At 36.5% G+C, this 20,539-nt stretch carries 22 protein-coding genes; 7 read left to right on the plus strand and 15 right to left on the minus strand.

Annotated elements, in window-relative coordinates; translation table 11 throughout:
* The 3 genes from PQ474_RS06495 to PQ474_RS06505 all read right to left on the minus strand — a co-directional run bounded on the left by PQ474_RS06495 (position 1) and on the right by PQ474_RS06505 (position 2,983).
* Entirely contained in the window at positions 1 to 645 is a 645-nt protein-coding gene (locus tag PQ474_RS06495; protein ID WP_273841218.1) for an NfeD family protein, read from the minus strand.
* Between the two features lie 103 nt (positions 646 to 748).
* The gene (locus PQ474_RS06500; RefSeq protein WP_273841219.1) at positions 749 to 1,624 is read right to left on the minus strand and encodes a DUF1002 domain-containing protein; all 876 of its coding nucleotides are present in this window, start codon (positions 1,622 to 1,624) and stop codon (positions 749 to 751) included.
* 126 nt (positions 1,625 to 1,750) lie between these two features.
* Positions 1,751 to 2,983 carry an MFS transporter gene (locus PQ474_RS06505; protein ID WP_273841220.1) on the minus strand — a complete coding sequence of 411 codons (1,233 nt, stop codon included), beginning with the start codon at positions 2,981 to 2,983 and terminating at the stop codon, positions 1,751 to 1,753.
* Between the two features lie 173 nt (positions 2,984 to 3,156).
* Here PQ474_RS06505 and PQ474_RS06510 point away from each other — a divergent pair, with 173 nt between their 5' ends.
* Together PQ474_RS06510 and ispG are read left to right on the plus strand one after the other, a co-directional pair.
* Positions 3,157 to 3,510, plus strand: coding sequence for a hypothetical protein (locus tag PQ474_RS06510; protein ID WP_273841221.1), 354 nt, complete (start codon positions 3,157 to 3,159; stop codon positions 3,508 to 3,510).
* Positions 3,511 to 3,772: 262 nt separating this feature from the next.
* Positions 3,773 to 4,867 carry a flavodoxin-dependent (E)-4-hydroxy-3-methylbut-2-enyl-diphosphate synthase gene (gene ispG / locus PQ474_RS06515; protein ID WP_273841354.1) on the plus strand — a complete coding sequence of 365 codons (1,095 nt, stop codon included), beginning with the start codon at positions 3,773 to 3,775 and terminating at the stop codon, positions 4,865 to 4,867.
* A gap of 71 nt (positions 4,868 to 4,938) precedes the next feature.
* On the opposite strand, the gene PQ474_RS06520 is transcribed toward ispG, so the two are convergent.
* Positions 4,939 to 5,397, minus strand: coding sequence for a DUF4190 domain-containing protein (locus tag PQ474_RS06520; RefSeq protein ID WP_273841222.1), 459 nt, complete (start codon positions 5,395 to 5,397; stop codon positions 4,939 to 4,941).
* Between the two features lie 159 nt (positions 5,398 to 5,556).
* Between PQ474_RS06520 and PQ474_RS06525 the strand changes: the two genes are divergently transcribed.
* Positions 5,557 to 6,135 carry a hypothetical protein gene (locus PQ474_RS06525; protein WP_273841223.1) on the plus strand — a complete coding sequence of 193 codons (579 nt, stop codon included), beginning with the start codon at positions 5,557 to 5,559 and terminating at the stop codon, positions 6,133 to 6,135.
* Between the two features lie 44 nt (positions 6,136 to 6,179).
* Here the strand turns inward: PQ474_RS06525 and PQ474_RS06530 are convergent, their stop codons facing one another.
* From PQ474_RS06530 to PQ474_RS06555, 6 genes are all read right to left on the minus strand, one after another.
* On the minus strand, positions 6,180 to 6,398 hold the full coding sequence (locus PQ474_RS06530; RefSeq protein WP_273841224.1) for a DUF1540 domain-containing protein: 219 nt from the start codon (positions 6,396 to 6,398) through the stop codon (positions 6,180 to 6,182).
* A gap of 65 nt (positions 6,399 to 6,463) precedes the next feature.
* Positions 6,464 to 6,616, minus strand: coding sequence for a hypothetical protein (locus PQ474_RS06535; RefSeq protein ID WP_273841225.1), 153 nt, complete (start codon positions 6,614 to 6,616; stop codon positions 6,464 to 6,466).
* Between the two features lie 243 nt (positions 6,617 to 6,859).
* Positions 6,860 to 7,279, minus strand: coding sequence for a Fur family transcriptional regulator (locus PQ474_RS06540; protein WP_273841226.1), 420 nt, complete (start codon positions 7,277 to 7,279; stop codon positions 6,860 to 6,862).
* A gap of 13 nt (positions 7,280 to 7,292) precedes the next feature.
* Positions 7,293 to 8,123 (minus strand): metal ABC transporter permease, encoded by an 831-nt coding sequence (locus PQ474_RS06545; protein ID WP_273841227.1) that lies wholly within the window; start codon positions 8,121 to 8,123, stop codon positions 7,293 to 7,295.
* Between the two features lie 10 nt (positions 8,124 to 8,133).
* On the minus strand, positions 8,134 to 9,015 hold the full coding sequence (locus tag PQ474_RS06550) for a metal ABC transporter permease (RefSeq protein ID WP_273841228.1): 882 nt from the start codon (positions 9,013 to 9,015) through the stop codon (positions 8,134 to 8,136).
* A 3-nt stretch (positions 9,016 to 9,018) separates the two neighbouring features.
* Positions 9,019 to 9,795, minus strand: a complete 777-nt coding sequence (locus PQ474_RS06555; RefSeq protein WP_273841229.1) for a metal ABC transporter ATP-binding protein — start codon at positions 9,793 to 9,795, stop codon at positions 9,019 to 9,021.
* Between the two features lie 164 nt (positions 9,796 to 9,959).
* On the opposite strand from PQ474_RS06555, the gene ppx reads away from it, so the two are divergent.
* On the plus strand, positions 9,960 to 11,501 hold the full coding sequence (ppx, locus tag PQ474_RS06560) for an exopolyphosphatase (RefSeq protein ID WP_273841230.1): 1,542 nt from the start codon (positions 9,960 to 9,962) through the stop codon (positions 11,499 to 11,501).
* A gap of 86 nt (positions 11,502 to 11,587) precedes the next feature.
* Entirely contained in the window at positions 11,588 to 13,702 is a 2,115-nt protein-coding gene (locus PQ474_RS06565; protein WP_273841231.1) for an RNA degradosome polyphosphate kinase, read from the plus strand.
* A gap of 138 nt (positions 13,703 to 13,840) precedes the next feature.
* Here the strand turns inward: PQ474_RS06565 and PQ474_RS06570 are convergent, their stop codons facing one another.
* From PQ474_RS06570 to PQ474_RS06580, 3 genes are all read right to left on the minus strand, one after another.
* Positions 13,841 to 14,707, minus strand: coding sequence for a metal ABC transporter permease (locus tag PQ474_RS06570; RefSeq protein ID WP_273841232.1), 867 nt, complete (start codon positions 14,705 to 14,707; stop codon positions 13,841 to 13,843).
* Complete coding sequence (locus PQ474_RS06575; protein ID WP_273841233.1) at positions 14,707 to 15,459, minus strand: metal ABC transporter ATP-binding protein; 753 nt, start codon at positions 15,457 to 15,459, stop codon at positions 14,707 to 14,709. The genes PQ474_RS06570 and PQ474_RS06575 overlap by 1 nt, the downstream gene beginning before the upstream one ends.
* Positions 15,460 to 15,776: 317 nt before the next feature.
* Positions 15,777 to 16,922 (minus strand): two-component system sensor histidine kinase NtrB, encoded by a 1,146-nt coding sequence (locus PQ474_RS06580; protein ID WP_273841234.1) that lies wholly within the window; start codon positions 16,920 to 16,922, stop codon positions 15,777 to 15,779.
* A 168-nt stretch (positions 16,923 to 17,090) separates the two neighbouring features.
* Between PQ474_RS06580 and PQ474_RS06585 the strand changes: the two genes are divergently transcribed.
* Positions 17,091 to 17,354, plus strand: a complete 264-nt coding sequence (locus PQ474_RS06585) for a DUF2624 family protein (RefSeq protein WP_273841235.1) — start codon at positions 17,091 to 17,093, stop codon at positions 17,352 to 17,354.
* A 54-nt stretch (positions 17,355 to 17,408) separates the two neighbouring features.
* Here PQ474_RS06585 and PQ474_RS06590 read toward each other — a convergent pair whose 3' ends face one another.
* Both PQ474_RS06590 and PQ474_RS06595 read right to left on the minus strand, forming a co-directional pair.
* Positions 17,409 to 18,302 (minus strand): deoxyribonuclease IV, encoded by an 894-nt coding sequence (locus PQ474_RS06590; protein WP_273841236.1) that lies wholly within the window; start codon positions 18,300 to 18,302, stop codon positions 17,409 to 17,411.
* A gap of 22 nt (positions 18,303 to 18,324) precedes the next feature.
* Positions 18,325 to 19,677 carry a DEAD/DEAH box helicase gene (locus PQ474_RS06595; RefSeq protein WP_273841237.1) on the minus strand — a complete coding sequence of 451 codons (1,353 nt, stop codon included), beginning with the start codon at positions 19,675 to 19,677 and terminating at the stop codon, positions 18,325 to 18,327.
* 232 nt (positions 19,678 to 19,909) lie between these two features.
* On the opposite strand from PQ474_RS06595, the gene vrrA reads away from it, so the two are divergent.
* Positions 19,910 to 20,476 carry a VrrA/YqfQ family protein gene (vrrA, locus tag PQ474_RS06600; protein WP_273841238.1) on the plus strand — a complete coding sequence of 189 codons (567 nt, stop codon included), beginning with the start codon at positions 19,910 to 19,912 and terminating at the stop codon, positions 20,474 to 20,476.
* The last annotated feature ends 63 nt before the right edge of the window (positions 20,477 to 20,539 follow it).

A 20,539-nucleotide genomic window follows, 5' to 3' on the forward strand; every position in this document is an offset into this window, starting at 1 on the left:
TTACTCGCTTTTTTCGTCTTCTATTTTTTTTATAAGGATTCTCGTACCATCCACGGACGTAATAATGATATCCGAATTGGCTTCTATCCAGTGCCCACCGCTAGTCGCACTATACTGTTCTCCTTCTACTTCAATTGTACCAGTTGGGCGCAATGAACTAATCGTTCTTCCTTGCTTACCTACTAATTCATGGTAACGTTCGTTAATAGAATTATAACCAATATCTCCAGTTAATCGGTCTTTCAACGTCATTTTAGCCCATAAGTTTCTTGATGGGAAGACTTTAAGAAAGAGTGCTGAACTAAACCCACCTACTAAGAAACCCATTGATACAAGTGCACCATAGATGAAGTTGGGAGCAGGGACTGCTATCCCTATGATCATTAATAAGACTCCTAATAAAGCAATCGTACCATCTGTGATTACCTTACCATCAATTACAATCATGACTAGTCCTACCATATATAAAATGACGACCCATAATCCTACATCTCCTGAAAGATGGTAGGAGAAATACATAGCCATAATTGCAACACCCAAAATAGCAAAAAGTCCTTTTGCCCGCACAAGCAATTCTCCAATCAGAAACAAAGTTCCTAAAAAGACAACAATAAAGCCCACACTGGCAGAATTTAACCACTCCATACTCACAACTTCCTTTTTAATGTATACGAGTACAAAATCAATCCGTTTCACTTTTTTGGAAAAATGGTATAAATAAAGAGAGGGGGCAATCCCCCCTCTCTCATTATGAACTAAATAAACCTCGAAGGGAATCAATAAGACGATTAATTAAATCAAGGAAATTCTTAATAAATCCTTGAGTATCTTCTCGATTTAGAAAATCCCCTAAATTGTCACGAACTTTTGTAATTTGATCTTGAACCTGATTCCAATCAATGTTCATATCTTTCATTCGCATGAAAAGTGAAACAAGACCATTTAACTCTTCATCTGTTAACGTTATGCCTAGCTCTGCTGCCACACGTCGAATGAGTTCACGTAAATCGTCTTCTGTCTCAACAGGATTATTAGCAATTTCTTCTTTAATTCGATTCATTAATTCAGTGGCTTCTTCAACCCCAATTGATTCACTTAATTCGCCCGTACGGACCATTTCTTCATTAGCAATTTGCTTTTGTTCTTCTGGAATTTCAATTTCTGTTGCAATCTCATAAGCTTTAATTAACCCAGTTAATGCAGCTGTTCCCGATACATTAATAGGAGCTGTCACATAAATATCAGCATCTTCAACTCCTGCTGTAATAAGAGCATTGGCATACATTTCATCTGACACCCAATCAATGTTATTCGATTCTACAGTTAAGCCTGCACCAGCTTCCCTAAGTGTGATCTTAGAAGACGATAACGCTCTGCTTCCAATTCGAGAAGCGCTAATATAATTTCCTAAATATTGATGCTCTTCCGCGTTCGTTACATAGATGACAAGGTCATCTTCCGAGTGTCCCATTTCCGTTAACAAACTTTGCTTTTGCGTCTCTGATAAATTTTCTCCTAATGTAATGACTACGTCTCCTGGTACAGCATCTGCAAGAACAAACATTGGAAATAATAAAGCAAATACAAGTGTAAGAATCATTCTTTTTTTCCATTTCAGATTCATCCCAATCAACTCTCCTTTAATGACTTAGAATATCTTCCTAAGTCTAGCTCTCTTAATTGACGAGTGCTCTATTAAATAAGAAACACTTTTTCGCACATAAAGAAAAGGGACTTTAGTCACTTTTTTTTACTTAATAACGTGTTCATTTAGTATATCGCAGTTCTTACCAACTGGTAAACAAGGCCAGCAGTAAAGGACTATTACACAATTAAAACTAATAAAAAATAAAGCAGTAAAAATCATTTGTTCAATGTTTTGCAACCATAATCCAAATAAAAGCGGCCCTAAAGCAACACCTAAAAATCTCATCATAGAGTAAAGAGAAAACATGGTTCCCCTTTCCCTTTTTGGAACAATTGAAGCAAGAGCTGCATTAGCAGCTGGAAGTAATATACCAAACCCACTTGAGAAAAGCATAATTGATCCAATGAATAGGATTAACGAATCGAAGTTGATCATTAATGTAGACCCTAAAACCATGAGGATAAGACCCAAAATAATCGCTTTTTTGTAAGAATCTTCTTTCCCCTTTAATTTTCTACCAGTTCCATAAGATAAAATTGTTAACATAAATAAAGGTGTCGCTAACAATATCCCCTTCCAAAAAGAAAGAACCTGAGTAGCCTCTAATAAATAAGAGAAATAAAACAAATAACCAAAAAGCAAAAACATCCCGATTGCACCAGAGGAGAATATAGGGAATAACCAACGCCAATGAATAGAAAAAATCTTCTTTAATCTGCCTCTTGCTACTTTTTGCTTCTCACTAGCTTTATCCATCGTTTTCTCTGATCGGATAAATAATAATATTCCTACAAAAGCAAATAAAGATAGAGCTAAAAGAATGACAAAGCTTAACTCCCATGAAAATGCTAAGATAATCCCCCCAATAATTGGACTTATCACTTTCCCCATTCCGTTATATACTTCAATGCTGCCCAGTGCACGGGTTCTTTGTTCCCCTTCAAAGATTTCTGTAATAAATACCATCGCAAGAGGTGTGACTAGACCTGCTCCTATACCTTGAAATACTCGACCTACCATCATTAATTGAAACGTCGCAGCTGCCTCTACCCTGATACCAGCAAGAGCTGATATCAAACAGCCAATCATAATAACGGGTAAAGCAACGAGTGCTATTTTCTTTCTTCCAAACCGGTCAGACAAGTAACCTCCTAGCGGGACAAGCAGTGCTGCGGGAATAGAGAAACTTGTTAACAACCAGCCACTCTCAATTGTTGTTAGCCCCATATCTAATTGCATTTGGGGCAAGAGAGGAATAAACATCGAATTACCTATAACCATAATGACTGGTAAAAGACCAATAAAAAATAAGATGTAAGACGAACGAAGTGCCATACTATCACTCCTAAAACGTTTAACTAGTTCATTAAGACCTTCTTCATTTATTGCAGAACAAAAGAGCCTGAGCTCAACCTTTTGAAATTTCTTCTTCCCTTTTTGGCATATTTAGGATGAAAGAACATATACTCTTAATGAATAAATGAATACACTAAAGGAGGACAAGCTGAATGAAACGTATAGGGACGATTTTCATTATCCTCGTTATTTTATATAGTACTTATTATGATCTAACTATTGGAACTTTACCCAATGGACTTTCTGAAGTTACTGAAGCAGTTGCAGAATCAGTAACTAACTCTGACACGACAGAAGAAACAATGACCAATGTTGAATTAGATCCTTTCCAAGAAGTGATGGTTGAACCTGGACATACCGTTCTCTCCATTGTAGAACACTTACATGAAGGAACCATTAAAGCAACGATTCAAGAGATTGTTTATGATTTCCAAGAATTAAATGATGGTATTAGACCTGAAGAGATTCAAATCGGTAAAACATACTTATTCCCTGTATACCGTTAAATTCATTTCTTTTTTCAAAGCCATTCATAAAAATGACAAGGTAAAAAAACGCTCAGACAAATCTTAAGCAGAAAGACACGCACTTTGGGGAGACACGACACTCCCCTTTTTTGTATGACTTTAAAGCGTCCTACTTAAAATAGAAATGACTTTATCCTTGCCAAACAAATACTGACATTGATAAAATGGAGACGATTCTCTTTGTGAGATTAGGTGAAGAGTCCACTCTTCAATATAAAGGAGCGATTGGTCTATGACCGAAATTATTCATCGTACAAAAACGCGACCGGTTAAGGTTGGCAATTTGACGATCGGCGGAAACAATGAGGTAGTTGTACAAAGCATGACAACGACAAAAACACATGATGTTGAAGCAACTGTTGCAGAAATAAAGCGACTAGAAGAAGCTGGATGTCAGATTGTTCGCGTAGCATGTCCTGATATGCGTGCAGCTGAAGCAATTGCTGACATTAAAGCTCAGATTAACATCCCATTAGTAGTTGATATTCATTTCGATTATAAGTTAGCCTTAAAAGCCATTGAAGGTGGCGCAGATAAAATCCGCATCAATCCAGGAAATATCGGTAAACGTCATAAAGTCGAAGCTGTAGTAAAAGCTGCTAAAGAAAAAGGTATTCCCATTCGAATTGGAGTTAATGCTGGATCTTTAGAAAAGCGAATTCTTGATAAATATGGGTATCCGACAGCGGATGGAATGGTTGAAAGTGCTCTTCACCATATACAAATTCTTGAAGAACTTGATTTTCATGACATCATTGTGTCGATGAAAGCATCTGATGTCAATTTAGCTATTGAGGCATACGAAAAAGCATCAAAAGCTTTTGATTATCCACTACATCTAGGAATTACAGAGTCTGGAACATTATTTGCAGGTACGATCAAGAGTGCCGCAGGAATTGGTGCTATTTTAAACATGGGTATTGGTAACACAGTACGTATCTCGTTAAGTGCAGATCCTGTAGAAGAGGTCAAAGTTGCACGGGAGCTGTTAAAGTCATTTGGTCTTGCTGCTAACGCTGCAACCCTTATCTCTTGTCCAACTTGCGGCCGAATTGAAATTGACTTGATTAGTATCGCAAACGAGATAGAAGATTACATTTCAACCATTAAAGCCCCTATTAAGGTTGCTGTGCTTGGTTGTGCTGTAAATGGACCTGGAGAAGCCAGAGAAGCTGATATTGGAATTGCGGGCGCTCGTGGGGAAGGCCTCTTATTTATGAAAGGCGAAATTGTAAGAAAAGTCCCTGAAGAAACGATGGTCGAAGAACTAAAAATTGAAATTGACAAAATTGCTGAAGAACACTTCAAAAAGCAACGTGAATTAGAAAATGCATAATAAGAGAAGCACTAGCCGAAATTGACTAGTGCTTTCTCTATGTTCCCCGCTCTCACCTAATTAATCTAATGTTAGAAGAATGGTGAGAAAAAGACGGTCATGAGAATCGAAATCGCACCAATACCAATCGCCCAGTTACCAAGCGATGTGGAGCCATAACGACGTGAAACAAAACCTACTACAATACCTGCTGCACCAAGTAATATTGGCAAGAAGAATAAGGAGAGAATGGATAATACGATCGCAAATGTTCCGACACCACGTCCAGCCGTGACATCATCTTCGTTTATACGCGCCGTCTCATCTCGTTCGACCCTATCATTCATTACTCCGTATTCAACGGCAGTTTCTTCTTGAAAATTGGTAACGAATGGTTGATCTTTTTCTTCTTCCGTTAAATCTAAGCTCCGGGTATCACTTCGTCCGTTTTCATATTCTCCATCAACATGGTTATTCACAAAAGTTAATGATCGATCATCTTCATCAACTAACCTTATTGGTTCATCTTTTGGGTGTTCTCGGTCTGTCATACGAATCCCTCACTTTCTTTGTTTCGGGGAACAGTCCTTAGTATGACGCATGACAAGATAATTATGGGTGTCAATCTTTTCTTGCAAAGGAAGGTTCACTAGACCGACTCCGTTTTTTCGTGTAAGGTAATAGAAACAAGGTATTTATGAGGTGAATTTATGTCCGTTAAAAAAAGAATAGGACTAGATATTGATGGTACAATTACGAGTCCTAACACATTTATTCCATATTTAAACAAACATTTTAATAAGACGTTAACGTTAGATGATTTAACAGAATACGACTTAACTTCTGTTTTAGATATAACAGAAAAGCAGTTCTGGGAGTGGATGGAACATCATGAAGGGATTATTTATCAAGAAGCAAAGCTAGCTCCTTATGCTGAAAAAACGTTACATGATTGGACTAAATCTCATGACTTAATTTACATTACGGCAAGAAGAAACCATCTAGCAGATATAACCACTAATTGGTTCACAGCAAATGCTATTCCGTTTGACCATATTGAATTAGTTGGTAAACATGATAAGTTAGATGCCGTTCGCGAACATCAACTTGATATCTTCTTTGAGGATAAACATGACAATGCTGTTGCAATTGCGGAGGAATTTAATATTCCAGTTATTTTATTAGACACACCTTACAATCGATTACCTGCTCCTAAGTCTGTTATTCGTGCGCACAACTGGATAGAAGCAAAAGATTGGGTGGACAACTGGTTAAAAGAAAACAGCTGAGAACATAAAAAAGAGGACTAGCCTTAGCTAGTCCTCTTTTTAGTTTACTCTTTTGGTCGAAAGGTATGACAGCAAGTCTCTTTAATCTCTTGAGCTTTATCCTTATGTTCTGCTTTTTCGTAAAATTCTTCTCCCGCTTCCATGTTGTAGTCACGGTTTGCGTGTGCATCAATTTCTACGAGAATGGAGTCAGCTTGACATCTGTTGCCATCTCCCCAAAACGTACAATTTGCTACATTACATTTAACAATTGGATTAGCCATCTTATCATCCCCTCCTAATTTCTAGGATTGGACAATGAATTTAAAATATCCTTATCAATTTATGGTTACGCCTGTTTCAAATGCTCTAACGGAAGTGGGCGGCAATCATAGTTACTATTACTAACCATCCACCTAATAAATTCTACTTCATTATCATTAAGTGTTCGTTTAAGTTTCTCTTCAAAGTCCTTCGTCATATGCTTAACTATGGATTCCATAACTACCCACCTCGATTAAACTCAAGTTTATTTGCGGTAAATTTGCATATTTATATAAATTCAAAAAATACATACAATTTATTACATCTTTTATTATACGATTATTCCCTCAAATAGCAAGCGCTTTCACCGAAAGAAATTAAAAATATTGGTTGGAGATAACTGTTCATCATAGACAGGAAAAGACAAAAAAGACCAAACCTAAAAAAAGATTTGATCTTAACCTAATTTCACTTCTCTTCGTTAATTAATAGCAACGCACTCCTGGCATTTACCATAAATCTCAAATTTATGTCCAGTAACCTCAAAATCGGGAAATTGTTGACGAATCGAGTCCATCGGACAACTTTCGATATGCTTAGTTTTTCCACATTCAAGACAGATCAAATGATGATGGTGTTTGGAAATTGAACAACTAAAACGAAATCTTTTTTCTCCATCCAGTTCTGTTTCTTCAAGAATGCTAAGATCGGCAAACAAAGATAAATTACGATATATCGTGTCAAAGCTCATTCCAGGGTATTCATTTTGCAATCGTTCTAAAACATCTTTTGCAGATAAATATCTTTTTTCTAAAGCAAATAAGCGTAACATGTCCTCTCTCTTATCTGTATGCTTATAACCCTTTTCTTTTAAGAGTTCCATTGCTTCATTTACATTCAAAACAAGCCCTCCTTTACTTTACTTGTACTTTTTTCAATACCAGTACAACGATTAAGATTACTAAGCTCATTAAAACAATCATCCCACCTGTGGCAATGGCAAATTGATAAGAAAAAAATAATCCAGACAACATAGCCAATTGAGCAAATATGACTCCATATCCCACGAGTTGTTTAAAACTTTTTGCTAATTGTATGCTCGTAGCTACTGGTATAACGACCAATGCACCAACAAGTAAAATCCCTACAACCTTCATCGATAATGAAATGACTAAGGCAACTAACAACGCAAACATAAAATTAACCACTTTTAATGGAATGCCTGACACCTTAGCAAATTCCTGATCAAAAGAAATTGAGATAAATTCTTTATAAAATAAACCGATAATGATTAGAACGAACACCGCTGTCACAAGGATAAAATGAAGATCACTAATGGTTACACTAACAATGCTTCCGAATAAATACGCATACCATTCATTATATCCAGTTCTCGCTAGTGAAATAAAGATGGCACTCATTCCTATTGCAGTAGATAAGATAATCGGAACAGCCAATTCTTGAAAATGTTTATAAATCATTCTTAAACGCTCTGTGACCAAAGCTCCAATCAAAGCAAAGATAACCCCAATATACATAGGATTTAACTCTGAAAACCAAGGCCCTAACGTTCCAAGTAATACTCCTGCTGATAATCCAGCTAGTGTAATGTGTGAGATCGATTCTGTGATAATCGAAACTCTACGGACTAACAAAAATGCTCCTACTACCGGAGCGATAAATCCAATGATCACTCCTGCTAAAATACCTCGTTCGATAAACGTCAATTGTGTTAACAGTTCCATTACTGAGCCCCTAACATTCGTTATTTCCAAAGCTCATTTTTTGTCTTCTTCCCTTCCTAATTTCTCCGAATACTTTTTCTAAAAGCATGGTAAGAAGTAAGATTGCAACCGCAATCATGACAATCATTCCACCAGGGGCAAGATCAAAATAAAAGGCTGTGATGAGCCCTCCAATTACGGCAATTTCACCAAATAATATGGAGTAAAGAAACATCTGTTTGAAACCTACAGCCAATCTCATCGCAGCAGCAACGGGTAATGTCATTAAAGAAGATACAAGTAAAATACCAACAATTCTCATGGAAGCAGCGATAACTAATGCAACCATGACAATAAAAATGAAATTAATAATCCTACGGTTAATACCCGAAACAATCGCTTGTTCTTCATCAAAAGAAAGAAAAAATAATTCCTTATACAATAGAATTAAGACAAACAATACAACAACAGTAATAATGCTGATAGTCCATAAGTCTGAGCGACTTACCGCCATGACACTTCCAAATAGATAATGAAATAAGTCATTATTAAACCCATCGGCAAGTGAAATGAATACAACTCCTAACCCTATCCCACCTGTCAATATAATTGGAATTGCAATCTCCTTATAAAAGGAATAAACACTCCTCAATTGTTCAATTAACAAAGAACCACTAACGGAAAAAAACAATCCCATATAAAGTGGATTGAGCGTTTGGAAAAATGCCACATGTTTAGCTAATAACAAACTTGCTGCAATTCCTGATAACGTAATATGAGAGAGAGCATCCGCAATTAAAGAAAGTCTCCTTACTACTAAAAAAACACCTAATGTTGGTGCTAGTAAACCAATTAACACCCCTGTGTAGAAAGCATTTTGTAGAAATTCATATCGAAAAAAGGCGTCTAACATGAATTAATGTCCTCCATGACTATGATTATGAGTTAACAAATGAACGTCATGGCCGTAAAATGTCGATAAATCTTGATTCGCTTCGAAATCTGCAGTATTTCCATGGAAATGAAGAGTTTTGTTTAAACATGCCACATCGGTGACATGATCTGTCATCGCACCTATATCATGGGTTACCATTACCAAAGTAATCCTTTTATCTTTATTTAAATGATCGAGCATATCATAAAATTGTCGAACACTGGTTGCGTCTACTCCTACTGTTGGCTCATCTAGTATTAACAATTCAGGCTGACTCACCAAGGCTCGGGCAATAAAAACTCGTTGCTGTTGACCTCCAGATAATTCACCAATATTTCTATTCATATACTTAGACATCCCTACTTGATCAATCGCTTCTTTAACTTGCTGTTTATGCTTTCGGCCTAAAAAGCGAAACAACCCTATTTTCCCATATAAACCCATCGACACAACCTCAAAAACCGTTGCCGGGAATCCAGTATTAAAACTATTTGCTTTTTGAGATACAAACCCGATTTTTTCCCAATGGCGAAACTTAGAAGCCTTTTCTCCAAATAATTCGATATCGCCTTGCTGAGTAGGCAACAATCCTAGCATTAATTTAATTAATGTTGATTTTCCTGACCCGTTCGGTCCTACTAAACCTAAAAAAGATCCTTTTTTTATCGTTAACGATACATTTTCAAGAACTTTTTGATTACCATAGTGAAATGAAATATTTTTTAATTCAACAGCTTCAGTTTGAATAGGAATATGCATACATTCGTCTCCTTTCTTCACAACTTTATCAGAACAATTACGATTTAGTGTCTTATCCTTTCTTATTATAAAGGTTATTTCAATTCTGTCTACCTTTGTGCTCTACTTATCGCTTTTGGTATAATCAGGAATAGAATTTTATTATTCGTTTTGAGGTGGGGTTCGTGATTAAAGATCAATACGCTATTATCGATATGGGGTCAAACTCCTTTCGGCTCGTTATTAATGAAGTCGATCATCATGGTCAGTATAACGAATTACATAATTATAAAACGGTCGCTAGACTCAGCACGTATATATTAAACAATGGTTATTTATCTGATGAGGGAGTTGCGATCGTTAGTAATACACTTACTCGATTTAAAGAAATAATCGACTACCACCAAATTCCCAAGCTGATAGTGATTGCTACCGCTGCCATGCGTAAAGCAAAGAATAAAGAGGAGATCGTTCGTTCCATAGAAAAAAAACTCGGTATGACAATTCGTATTCTCAGTGAATATGAAGAAGCTTTCTATGGGTATTTAGCCATTGTCAATTCAACCAATATTTCGGACGGATTTACCGTCGATATTGGCGGGGGTAGTACTGAGATAACCTTATTTAAAAATCGAACATTAGTGCACTATCACAGCTTTCCATTTGGGGCCATTACTCTCCATCAAAAGTTCTTTCAACAAACAAAAAACCTAGCTGATGCCGTACAAGCTTTGAAAAACTATATTCGAGAGCAATGGTTAACACTCCCTTGGTTAGCAACACATTTACACTACCCTGTAATTGGAATCGGAGGAAGCGCAAGAAACCTTTCCCTTATTCATCAACGTCAAGTTAATTATCCGCTTGCAGGCATTCATCAATATGAAATACCTAAGACAGAGGTGTTTCACATCAATGACATGTTGCAACTTACTTCTTCCGAGGAACGTTCACAAATTGATGGCCTTTCTAAAGATAGAGTAGAAATAATCGTCCCAGCAGTTGAGATTATATCTTCTATTGTAGATCACGTTCAAGCAGAGAAATTCATCATGAGTAGAAAGGGCTTAAGAGATGGGGTATTTTACGAGGAACTGCTTAAAACGATGGAAACCAACCGATTTCCAAACGTAATTGAAGAAAACATGTACCAAATTACATCTAAATATAACATCAAGCTAGATTATGTGAGCCACATATCATATCTTGCCATGCAATTGTATAAACAGCTCTCACCATTTGCTCTAGTGGATCACGATCAAAAAGAGGCACTCAAACTCCTTCAACTCAGCGCTAGAGTCTTATATATCGGTGAAACCATCAATAGTGAATCAAGTAGCCAAAATACATTTTATTTACTTACAAACATAACCATTGAAGGATTATCTCACCAAGAACGATTAGCTGTAGCGTTTATCTCTTCATATAAGTCCAAATCTCAAATGATGAAATATGCAGAGCCTTTCATAAAAATTATTTCAAAAAGTAATTTGAAGTTGTTTGAATTTTTAGGCTCCATTATGAAGTTAGCTTATTCTTTAGATCGTACAAAAAGAAAAATAATCACAAAAATAGGACAAGTAACAGAGAATAATGATCAATTAGTGCTCCCGCTCTATTACAAAGAAGATCCATATTTTGAAAATATTCAAGCTAAAAAAAATAAAAAACAGCTAGAAAAATCGATTAAACAGTCAATTGAGTTCCTCTATAAGCCGCTTAAGTAAGTTCTGAAAAACGAAAATTCAACATAAAATTTATAATCACCTCTTAATATGTAGAAGGGACTAATTCAGTAGAAAGGTTGAGTACAATGATAGAAAATGAAAATCATGAATACATTGATCTCAATAACCCAACCTTTTATAATAATCGTGAATTAAGTTGGCTGGCCTTTAATGAACGAGTTTTAGAAGAAGCAATAGATGAGCGTAATCCTATTTTAGAGCGGTTAAAATTCATGGCAATTTTCAGCTCAAATTTAGATGAATTTTTCATGGTGAGAGTAGCTGGATTAAAAGATCAAGTGAAAGCAGGATATAACAAACCGGAAAACAAGGCGGGATTAACACCGAAACAGCAACTCAAACATATCGCTGATAAAAACCACAAATTAGTACGTCTACAAGATACGGAATATACAGAAACCATTGTCCCAATGCTTTTTCATGAGGGGTTTCAATTTATGACGATGGATGAATGCAATGCCGAGCAGATTGCATTTTTAAAACATCGTTTTAAACATTATATATTTCCGGTTTTAACTCCGATGGCGATTGATGCTTACCGCCCTTTTCCTATGCTTTTAAATAAGAGTTTAAATCTTGCAGTCGTATTAAAAAAACTTGGGAACTGGGAGGAGGAAAAAGAACAATTAGCTATCGTTCAAGTCCCAGCTGTTTTAAATCGTTTTATTAAACTTCCTTCAAATGAAAAAAAAGAACAATTTATTCTATTAGAAAATGTCATTGGATATTTTATTAATGATTTATTTAATGGGTTTGCGGTTAAATCCGTCTCTCCGTTTAGAATTACTAGAAACGCTGATATGACGATTCACGAAGAGGGAGCACGTGACTTACTCCTTGAAATTGAAAAGGAATTAAAAAAGCGTAAATGGGGATCTGCTGTCCGCTTGGAAATGCAAGAAGATATGATGGATCAGAATGTCTTAAATCTCTTATTAGACGTGTTAGAACTTCATAAAAATGATGTATATTCATTAAAGGGACCTATGGATTTATCCTTCTTATTTAAACTTTACGGACAACTTGCAAAGGATCACGAGCATTTAGCCAATGAGACTCTAATTCCTCAGCCACCTGAAGACTTAATGGGAGATGAGGATATTTACCAAGCTATCCTTAAGCGAGATATTATTCTCCACCATCCATATGAATCGTTTCAACCTGTTATTGATTTTATAGCAAGGGCAGCAGAAGATCCGAATGTACTTGCTATAAAACAGACTCTTTATCGTGTAAGTGGAGATTCTCCTATTATTAATGCTCTGGCACTAGCAGCAGAAAACGGTAAACAAGTGACTGTATTAGTGGAATTAAAGGCACGATTTGATGAGGAAAATAATATTCAATGGGCCAAGAAGTTAGAAAAATCTGGGGTTCATGTCATTTATGGCATAACAGCTTTAAAGACTCATAGTAAAATAACGCTTATTGTCCGACACGAGGACGATCAAATTCAACGATTCGTTCATTTAGGAACAGGAAATTACAATGATTCAACAGCAAAATTATACACCGACATCGGTTACCTTACGTCAAATGAACAATTCGGTATTGATGCAACTAATTTTTTTAATTTTTTAAGTGGCTATAGTGACAAACCCGTTTGGCATCATCTAAGTATCGCTCCATTTGAAATACGAAGTAAATTTCTCAGCCTAATCGATTCAGAAATAGACCTTCATAAACAGCAAGGGAACGGGAGAATCATTGCTAAAATGAACTCTCTTACTGACAAACCTATCATCTTAAAGCTCTATGAAGCCTCTCAAGCTGGAGTTCAAGTTGATTTAATTGTCCGTGGCATTTGCTGTCTACGTCCTCAAATCAAGGGAGTAAGCGAAAACATTCAAGTATTTAGTATTGTCGATCGCTTTTTAGAACATAGCCGTATCTTTTATTTTCACCAAGGTGGCGAAGAAAAATTTTACTTATCCTCCGCAGACTGGATGACACGAAATATGGATAAACGGATTGAAATACTCTTTCCTATTATTAGTGAACAAAACAAAAAACGGATTAAGGAAATTCTGACGATTACTTTAAGTGATAACACAAAGACGCGCGAACAGAATGCAGACGGTAGTTATCATTATGTTAAACGACCTCAACATGTTCAGCCCATACAAAGCCAATTGCAATTTCATGAAATTGCTGCTAGATTCACAATTAGTGAAGAATGACATAATAAAACTTAGTTTCTTCTAAAAAGGGACCTTCCCTTCCTTAGCAGAATAAAAAAGTCTCTACTAGTCTTACATTTCTTGAGACATCAATCAAAAAAACGAAGCCCAACGGCTTCGTTTTTTTGATTGATGAGTTTAAGCTTTTTGTACCATTCTCGATCGCCATTTTTTTGTAATGATTCCTTGCTTCGGTGAGAAGAAAAAGGCTAAACCGAAAAAGAAAGAAGCGACAAGCACAATCGATGCCCCAGAAGCTACATCATAAACGACGGAATAATACATTCCGATCACGGCTGACAATACCCCAAATAGAGCAGATAACGTTAGCATAACTGGCAAACGATCTGTTAGTAAATATGCAGTTGCACCTGGTGTAATTAACATGGCGACAACAAGAACAATACCAACTGTTTTAAGGGAAGCAACTGTAACTAACGATAATAGGAGCATAAGTAAATAATGAATTAGCCTTACTGGAATCCCTGTCGCTTTTGCCATGATTGGATCGAATGTACTTAGAAGTAAAGGTCTATAAAAAATAATGATCATTAACAGTACAAATGATCCAATTCCTAAAGTGACATACAAATCACTCCTTGATACAGCTAATACATTCCCAAAAAGAATATGCCAAAGGTCTACACCTGTTCCACGAAGCCCTGTAATCATTACAATCCCTAGTGCAAAAGCAGCCGTAAACATTATTCCAATCGCAGAATCATCTTTTATCCTGCTGTTCTGTGAAACGTACCCGATCGCTAACGCAGTTAAAACCCCTGTAATGGTTGCTCCAATAAAGAAACTCGCTCCTAACATATATGCAATAACAACACCAGGTAAGACTGCGTGGGAAATAGCGTCACCCATTAAAGCCATTCCTCGCAAAATAATAAAACACCCAATGACACCACATATAATCCCTACTAATATTGCTGCAATTAACGCTTGTTGTAAGTAAGCGTAGCGTGTTAATTGGTCAATGAACATTATGATGTTACTCATTAATCACTCACCACCATTATATTTTCATTAGCACCGAACAATTGGATACTCCCCTTATATGTCTTTGATAGAATGTCAGGTTGATACACTTCTTTCACTTGACCAAACTCAACTAACTCTTTGTTAATAAGTAATAGTTCATCAAAATATTGTTCAACTTTGCTTAAATCATGATGCACTACAAATACCGTTTTTCCTTCGTTTCTAAGCTCTCTAAGTAAATGGATAATAATCTCTTCAGATGTTACATCGATACCAACAAACGGCTCATCTAAAAAAAATAAGTCTGCATGCTGAGCTAACGCGCGGGCTATAAAAACACGTTGCTGCTGTCCACCCGATAATTCACCAATTTGTCTTTTACGAAAGTCTAACATTCCTACCTTTTCAAGAGACTCAGTAACAACCAAGTGATCCTTCTTCCCCGCTTTTTTATACCAAGGAATATGTGTGAAACGCCCCATCAGCACAACATCTTCAACTAGTACTGGGAAGTCCCAGTCAATTTGATTCCTCTGAGGAACATAGGAGATCTTTTCCCTTACATCTTTAACACTTTTCCCTAATACAGTGACTTTACCCAGGGCTTTTTCAAGACCAAGGATTGCCTTAATTAGGGTTGATTTTCCGGCACCATTCGGCCCAATTATTCCAATGAGTTTTCCTTGTTCAGCACTAAAACTAATATCTTTAACAGCTTCATTTTTCTCGTAATAGACAGAAAGTGATTCAACTTTTAATACATCAGCCATTAACTTCTCCTCCCATCTTTCAACCATATATATTCTTGCCATAGTGCAACTTTATTTACACACTTAGTCCTTATAATTCGTTAATGAACGAGGATGTTAGTTTTAACGAGAATCTTAAATCATCACAACATCTTATGGATAAACACTTAAAAATGTGCAAAATTAGGACAGGGCAGAAAAGTTTCCCTAAGTAAACTTTCTCTTGAAGTCCATTATAGTCTGAATTAACACTCTTGTAAATAAAGAGTAAATTTTATAAAAAAAACACAAAAAAGAATAACTCTATATTAGACTCTAGTTCATCAAACTAGAAAAGCCTAATATGGAGAGTTATCCCCTGTTTGCATTTCTAATGGTAAGGTTATTACAACCTTCGTACCCACATTATATGTACTCTGAATGTGAAAGCTTCCCCCATGATCTTCAATAATCTTTTTACAAAGTGGAATACCAATTCCTGTCCCTCTTGCTTTCGTTGTGAAGAACGGCTTACCTAATTGCCTTAGTACAGACTCAGGCATCCCCTTTCCATTATCATGAACCTCTATTACATACTGGTTATTCTCTATCTTTGTTTCTATTGTTAGAACTCTGTTTGTATTGGACTCTCCATAAGCCTCCACTGAATTGCGAAGTAAATTCAACATCACTTGTTTAACCATCGATTCATTTACATGAACTTGCTGATCTGTTTCAGTTAGCTTCAAATGAAATTCCACATCATGTAGAAGACACTCCGCCTTTATAATTTCTGTCAATGAATGCATGATATTTGCTGGTGACTGTAAACGCCGGTCAAGTTTTCTCCTAGAGACCGATAAAAAGTCTTCAAGGATTCCATTCATTCTATTTAGCTCAGACATAATCGTATCATAGTATTTTTGATGATCATTTGTCAGTTTAGCTAATTGTAGAAAACCTTTAATCACCGATAAAGGATTTCGCAATTCATGAGCTACTCCAGCAGCGATGTGAGATACAGCTTCCATTTGATGATGAAAAGTAAGTAAATTTTCAAATTGTTTTTGAAGAGAGCGATCTTCATATATCAAGTATACAACTCCATCTTTACTAAAAGGTATGGCTTTTATTCGATAAAGTAAATCATCTTCTTCAAAGTCTTCTTCTAGTTTACATTTACTTTTCAGTGCCTTCTGAATTAGCTTGCCACTAAATTGAATAGCCGAATTTCTGCGTCCTATTTCTTCTAAGGAGAAAATTTGTAATTCTGATTCTTTTATATTGGTTAGGTCTAAAAAAGCCTGGTTCCAACTAAGAGGTTGTAAATATTCATTTACTTGTAGAAAAGGAACACCCAATTCCTCAATTAGTAAATGCCTCTCATTTTTTTTCTCCTCGGTAAGAGTCGGTGACTGCAGATGCGACGTTTCCTTGTTTGAATCCATCGACATAAACTTACTCCCTATTGGGGCTTTTTTCTGATTTAGGTACTTATTATCCATAAGACCCCACCCCCTCTATTTCATACATCTATCTATTAAATCTTCTACGTATTTTTTGCTCTAACTCCTTAATTCGCTATAACTAGCAAAACTTCCTTTTTTTCTGCACATATTTCTTGTTCTCTCATAAAATGTCATTATGTTTAACTCTTGAAGAGAGGTGTTTTTATGAATGCTTTTATGCAACAAATCGTAAACAACAAAGTCAACTCACTTACTACGAAAGAATTATTAGACCTAGCCACACAGTATAATATTCAACTGTCTACCCAACAAGCTCAACAAGTTATTGCAATTCTTCGGACTGAACAAATTGATGTTGGAAACCAAGCACAAGTGGAGAGAATTATCCATCGTTTGCAAACAGAAGTAGATGAATATGTTTCTTCTGTTATTCAACAACTTTTACAACAATTTAGTCAATACCTATAAGAGTGGTTCATATCATAAAAAAGAAGCAGAAGGGGAAACCTTCTGCTTCTTTTCCTAATTCATCATTTTACTGCGAATTTCTTCATCAAACTCACCCGTAAGTAACATTTCAATTTCATGTTTATAAGGTGCTCTCTTATCCTTCTTATCTTCCCCTACAAAAGGTGTCTCCAAAATTTTTGAAACATCCGCTAGTTGTGGATGGTGAACAATGTAGTGTAGGGCTTTATAACCAATATGACCAAAGCCAATATTTTCATGACGGTCTTTTGCTGCACCGCATTCATTTTTACTATCGTTAATATGGAGTACTTTTAAACGGTCGATCCCAATGATTCGATCAAATGAATCAAGAACACCATCAAAGTCTGAAACAATGTCGTACCCGGCATCATGTGTATGACATGTATCAAAACAAACCGATAAACGCTCATTATGTGTAACACCGTCAATGATAGCGGCTAATTCTTCAAACGTTCTTCCACATTCTGACCCTTTGCCAGCCATTGTTTCAAGAGCAATTTGCACATCACGCTTTTCTTCAAACACTTCGTTTAAACCCTCAATAATTTTTTGAATCCCCGCTTCTGAACCCGCTCCCACATGAGCACCAGGATGTAACACGATCTGCTTAGCACCTAGAGCCTCTGTACGTTCTATCTCAGACCTTAAAAAGCGAACACCTAACTCAAATGTCTCAGGTTTGGTTGTATTAGCAATGTTAATAATATAAGGTGCATGAACAACAATGTCAGACATCCCATTTTCTTTCATATGAGCAAGTCCAGCTTCAATGTTTAATTCTTCAATTGGTTTGCGTCTTGTGTTTTGAGGAGCTCCTGTATAGATCATAAAAGTATTTGCTCCATAAGATGCTGCTTCTTCACTTGCACCAAGTAGCATTTTTTTTCCATTCATCGAAACATGAGAACCTAAACGGACTTTCATTATTTCCTCTCCCTTTACCTACTTACTTTTTCTTTTTACGTCTTAGTTTTTGCTCTTCTTTTGCTTGTTTAAAGCGTGCCTTTTTCTTGTATCCTGGTTTGACTGCCTTTGCTTTTGCGACCGCTTTTCCACCGGTACGTTTTTGTTCAGCTGGCTTTTTAGCCGTTGTTGTTTTGCTTTCGCCTGAACGTGGTGTCTTTTTCTTTCCAGGTACTCCAAGTGGTGCTCGATCTAATTGAGTCCATTCACCTTGTTTAAAGTCATAGTAAGTGAATTTTACTCCACGCTTCAATAATTTTTCTATCGCTTGCTGATCATGATCTTCATAAATAGTAAACGCAATTCCATCCATACCTGCGCGAGCCGTCCGACCAACTCTGTGAATATAAAAATCCAAATCCTGCGGCAATCCGAAATTGATAATATGAGTAACACCCTTAACATCAATTCCTCTAGCCGCTAAATCAGTTGCCACCAAATATTGTACTTTAACCTCTTTAACTTGTTTCATAACTTGCTTTCGTTGTCTTGGCTGAAGACCACCATGAAGACGTTCAACATTTAAACCAGCTTCATACATAGCATCTGCTACTTCATCGGCTTGTTCTTTTGTGTTCGTAAAGACGATTGCTAAATAAGGATTAATTGACTTAGCAATGTCGACAACAAATTTAATTTTTTCACGATGTCTAAGAGGAATAATTCGGTGTTCAATCTTTGTTGCCGTCACATGTTTTGGTTCAACTTGAACATGACGAGGATCCGTCATATATTTCTTCAAAAATGGTTGCAATTTTTCTGGAATTGTAGCAGAGAATACCATCATTTGTAATTTCTCTGACATTCTAGATGCTACCTTGTCAACATCCGCTATAAATCCCATATCTAACATTTGATCGGCTTCATCGACTACAAGCATTGAAGCCGTGTACACCTTAAGTGCTTGATCATCTATTAAATCTGCCATACGACCTGCAGTTCCTACAACTATATGGGGTTGTACTTTCAGGCTATCAACAGCACGAGCGCGATCTGTTCCACCGACTAACAGCTTGGCATGAATTTGTTCGTTTTCAGGACAGAAATTTAAAAGTTTTTTTAACTCATCAAATAATTGCCCCGCTAATTCTCGAGTTGGAGCTGTAATTACCGCTTGTACTTCATCTTTTTGCGAATCAATTCTGTCTAGAATTGGTAAGAGAAACGATAACGTTTTTCCCGTTCCCGTTTGTGACTGTCCAATCACATCTCGTCCATTTCGAATGGCTGGTATTAAACGTTCCTGTATATCTGTCGGCAACGTAAACCCTTGTTCACTTAACGCTTCAATTAAAAAGGGTTTCAATTCAAATCTCTTAAAGTTTTCTGATTTCATAATATAAATTCATCTTCCTTCCGATTCCTTTGTGCAATAGTTCATTTTATCATACTTTGTCAGATCGTGGCTAATATGATATTTCTACCTTAGAACTCACCGCCAAATCATTCATTGCATATATCTAATTATAAGAAAAATATTTTCGGTGTTTTAGCTTATTTTATTCTTCCCAAAAATGACTAAAGGTACACTATTTAGATTGCTTTAAACTAGGAAAGGAGACTTTTACATGCAACCATTTTTTGGCCCACCATTTAGTTCAATGCCCATGCAAGCTCCGATGCAAGGCATGTCTCAAGCAGCCAACATGTTACCAGGAGGTCACATGTCACCTATGGCTGGAGTTGGAAGTCAGGCAATGCGAGGAGGAGGGGTGCTCTCAAGGCTACTAGGCGGCTTAGGTGGTGGTGCATCTAATATGGCTAGTGCTCCCGCAATGGGCGGATTTTCATCCGCTGGCGCAGCCGGTGGGATGAACTTTACTACAATATTAACAAACGCCCAAAAAGTGTTAGGTTTAACCCAACAGGTTATGCCAATGATTCATCAATATGGGCCTCTCATTCGTAATGCACCCGCTTTATGGAAAATTATGAGAAGTACCAATTCAACAGATGATTCAAATCCATCACCAGAGCAACCAATGAATGTTCCAGTCGCAACTGAAATACCAATTGAAGATGAAGAATCTTTTTCAAATTCTATAGAACGCGCTCCGTCCTCTAAGGGTATTACACCTACAGTTATAAAACCCAAAACCATTGACGGAATACCAGCACCTAAGTTGTATGTTTAACCGTTAATGGGATAAACTAACAGTGAACAAAAATAGATGATAATTTCCTGATTTTTTTATTGA

Source organism: Halalkalibacter alkalisediminis (assembly GCF_028610705.1).
In the GTDB taxonomy this organism is placed as follows: Bacteria; Bacillota; Bacilli; order Bacillales; family Bacillaceae_D; genus Halalkalibacter; species Halalkalibacter alkalisediminis.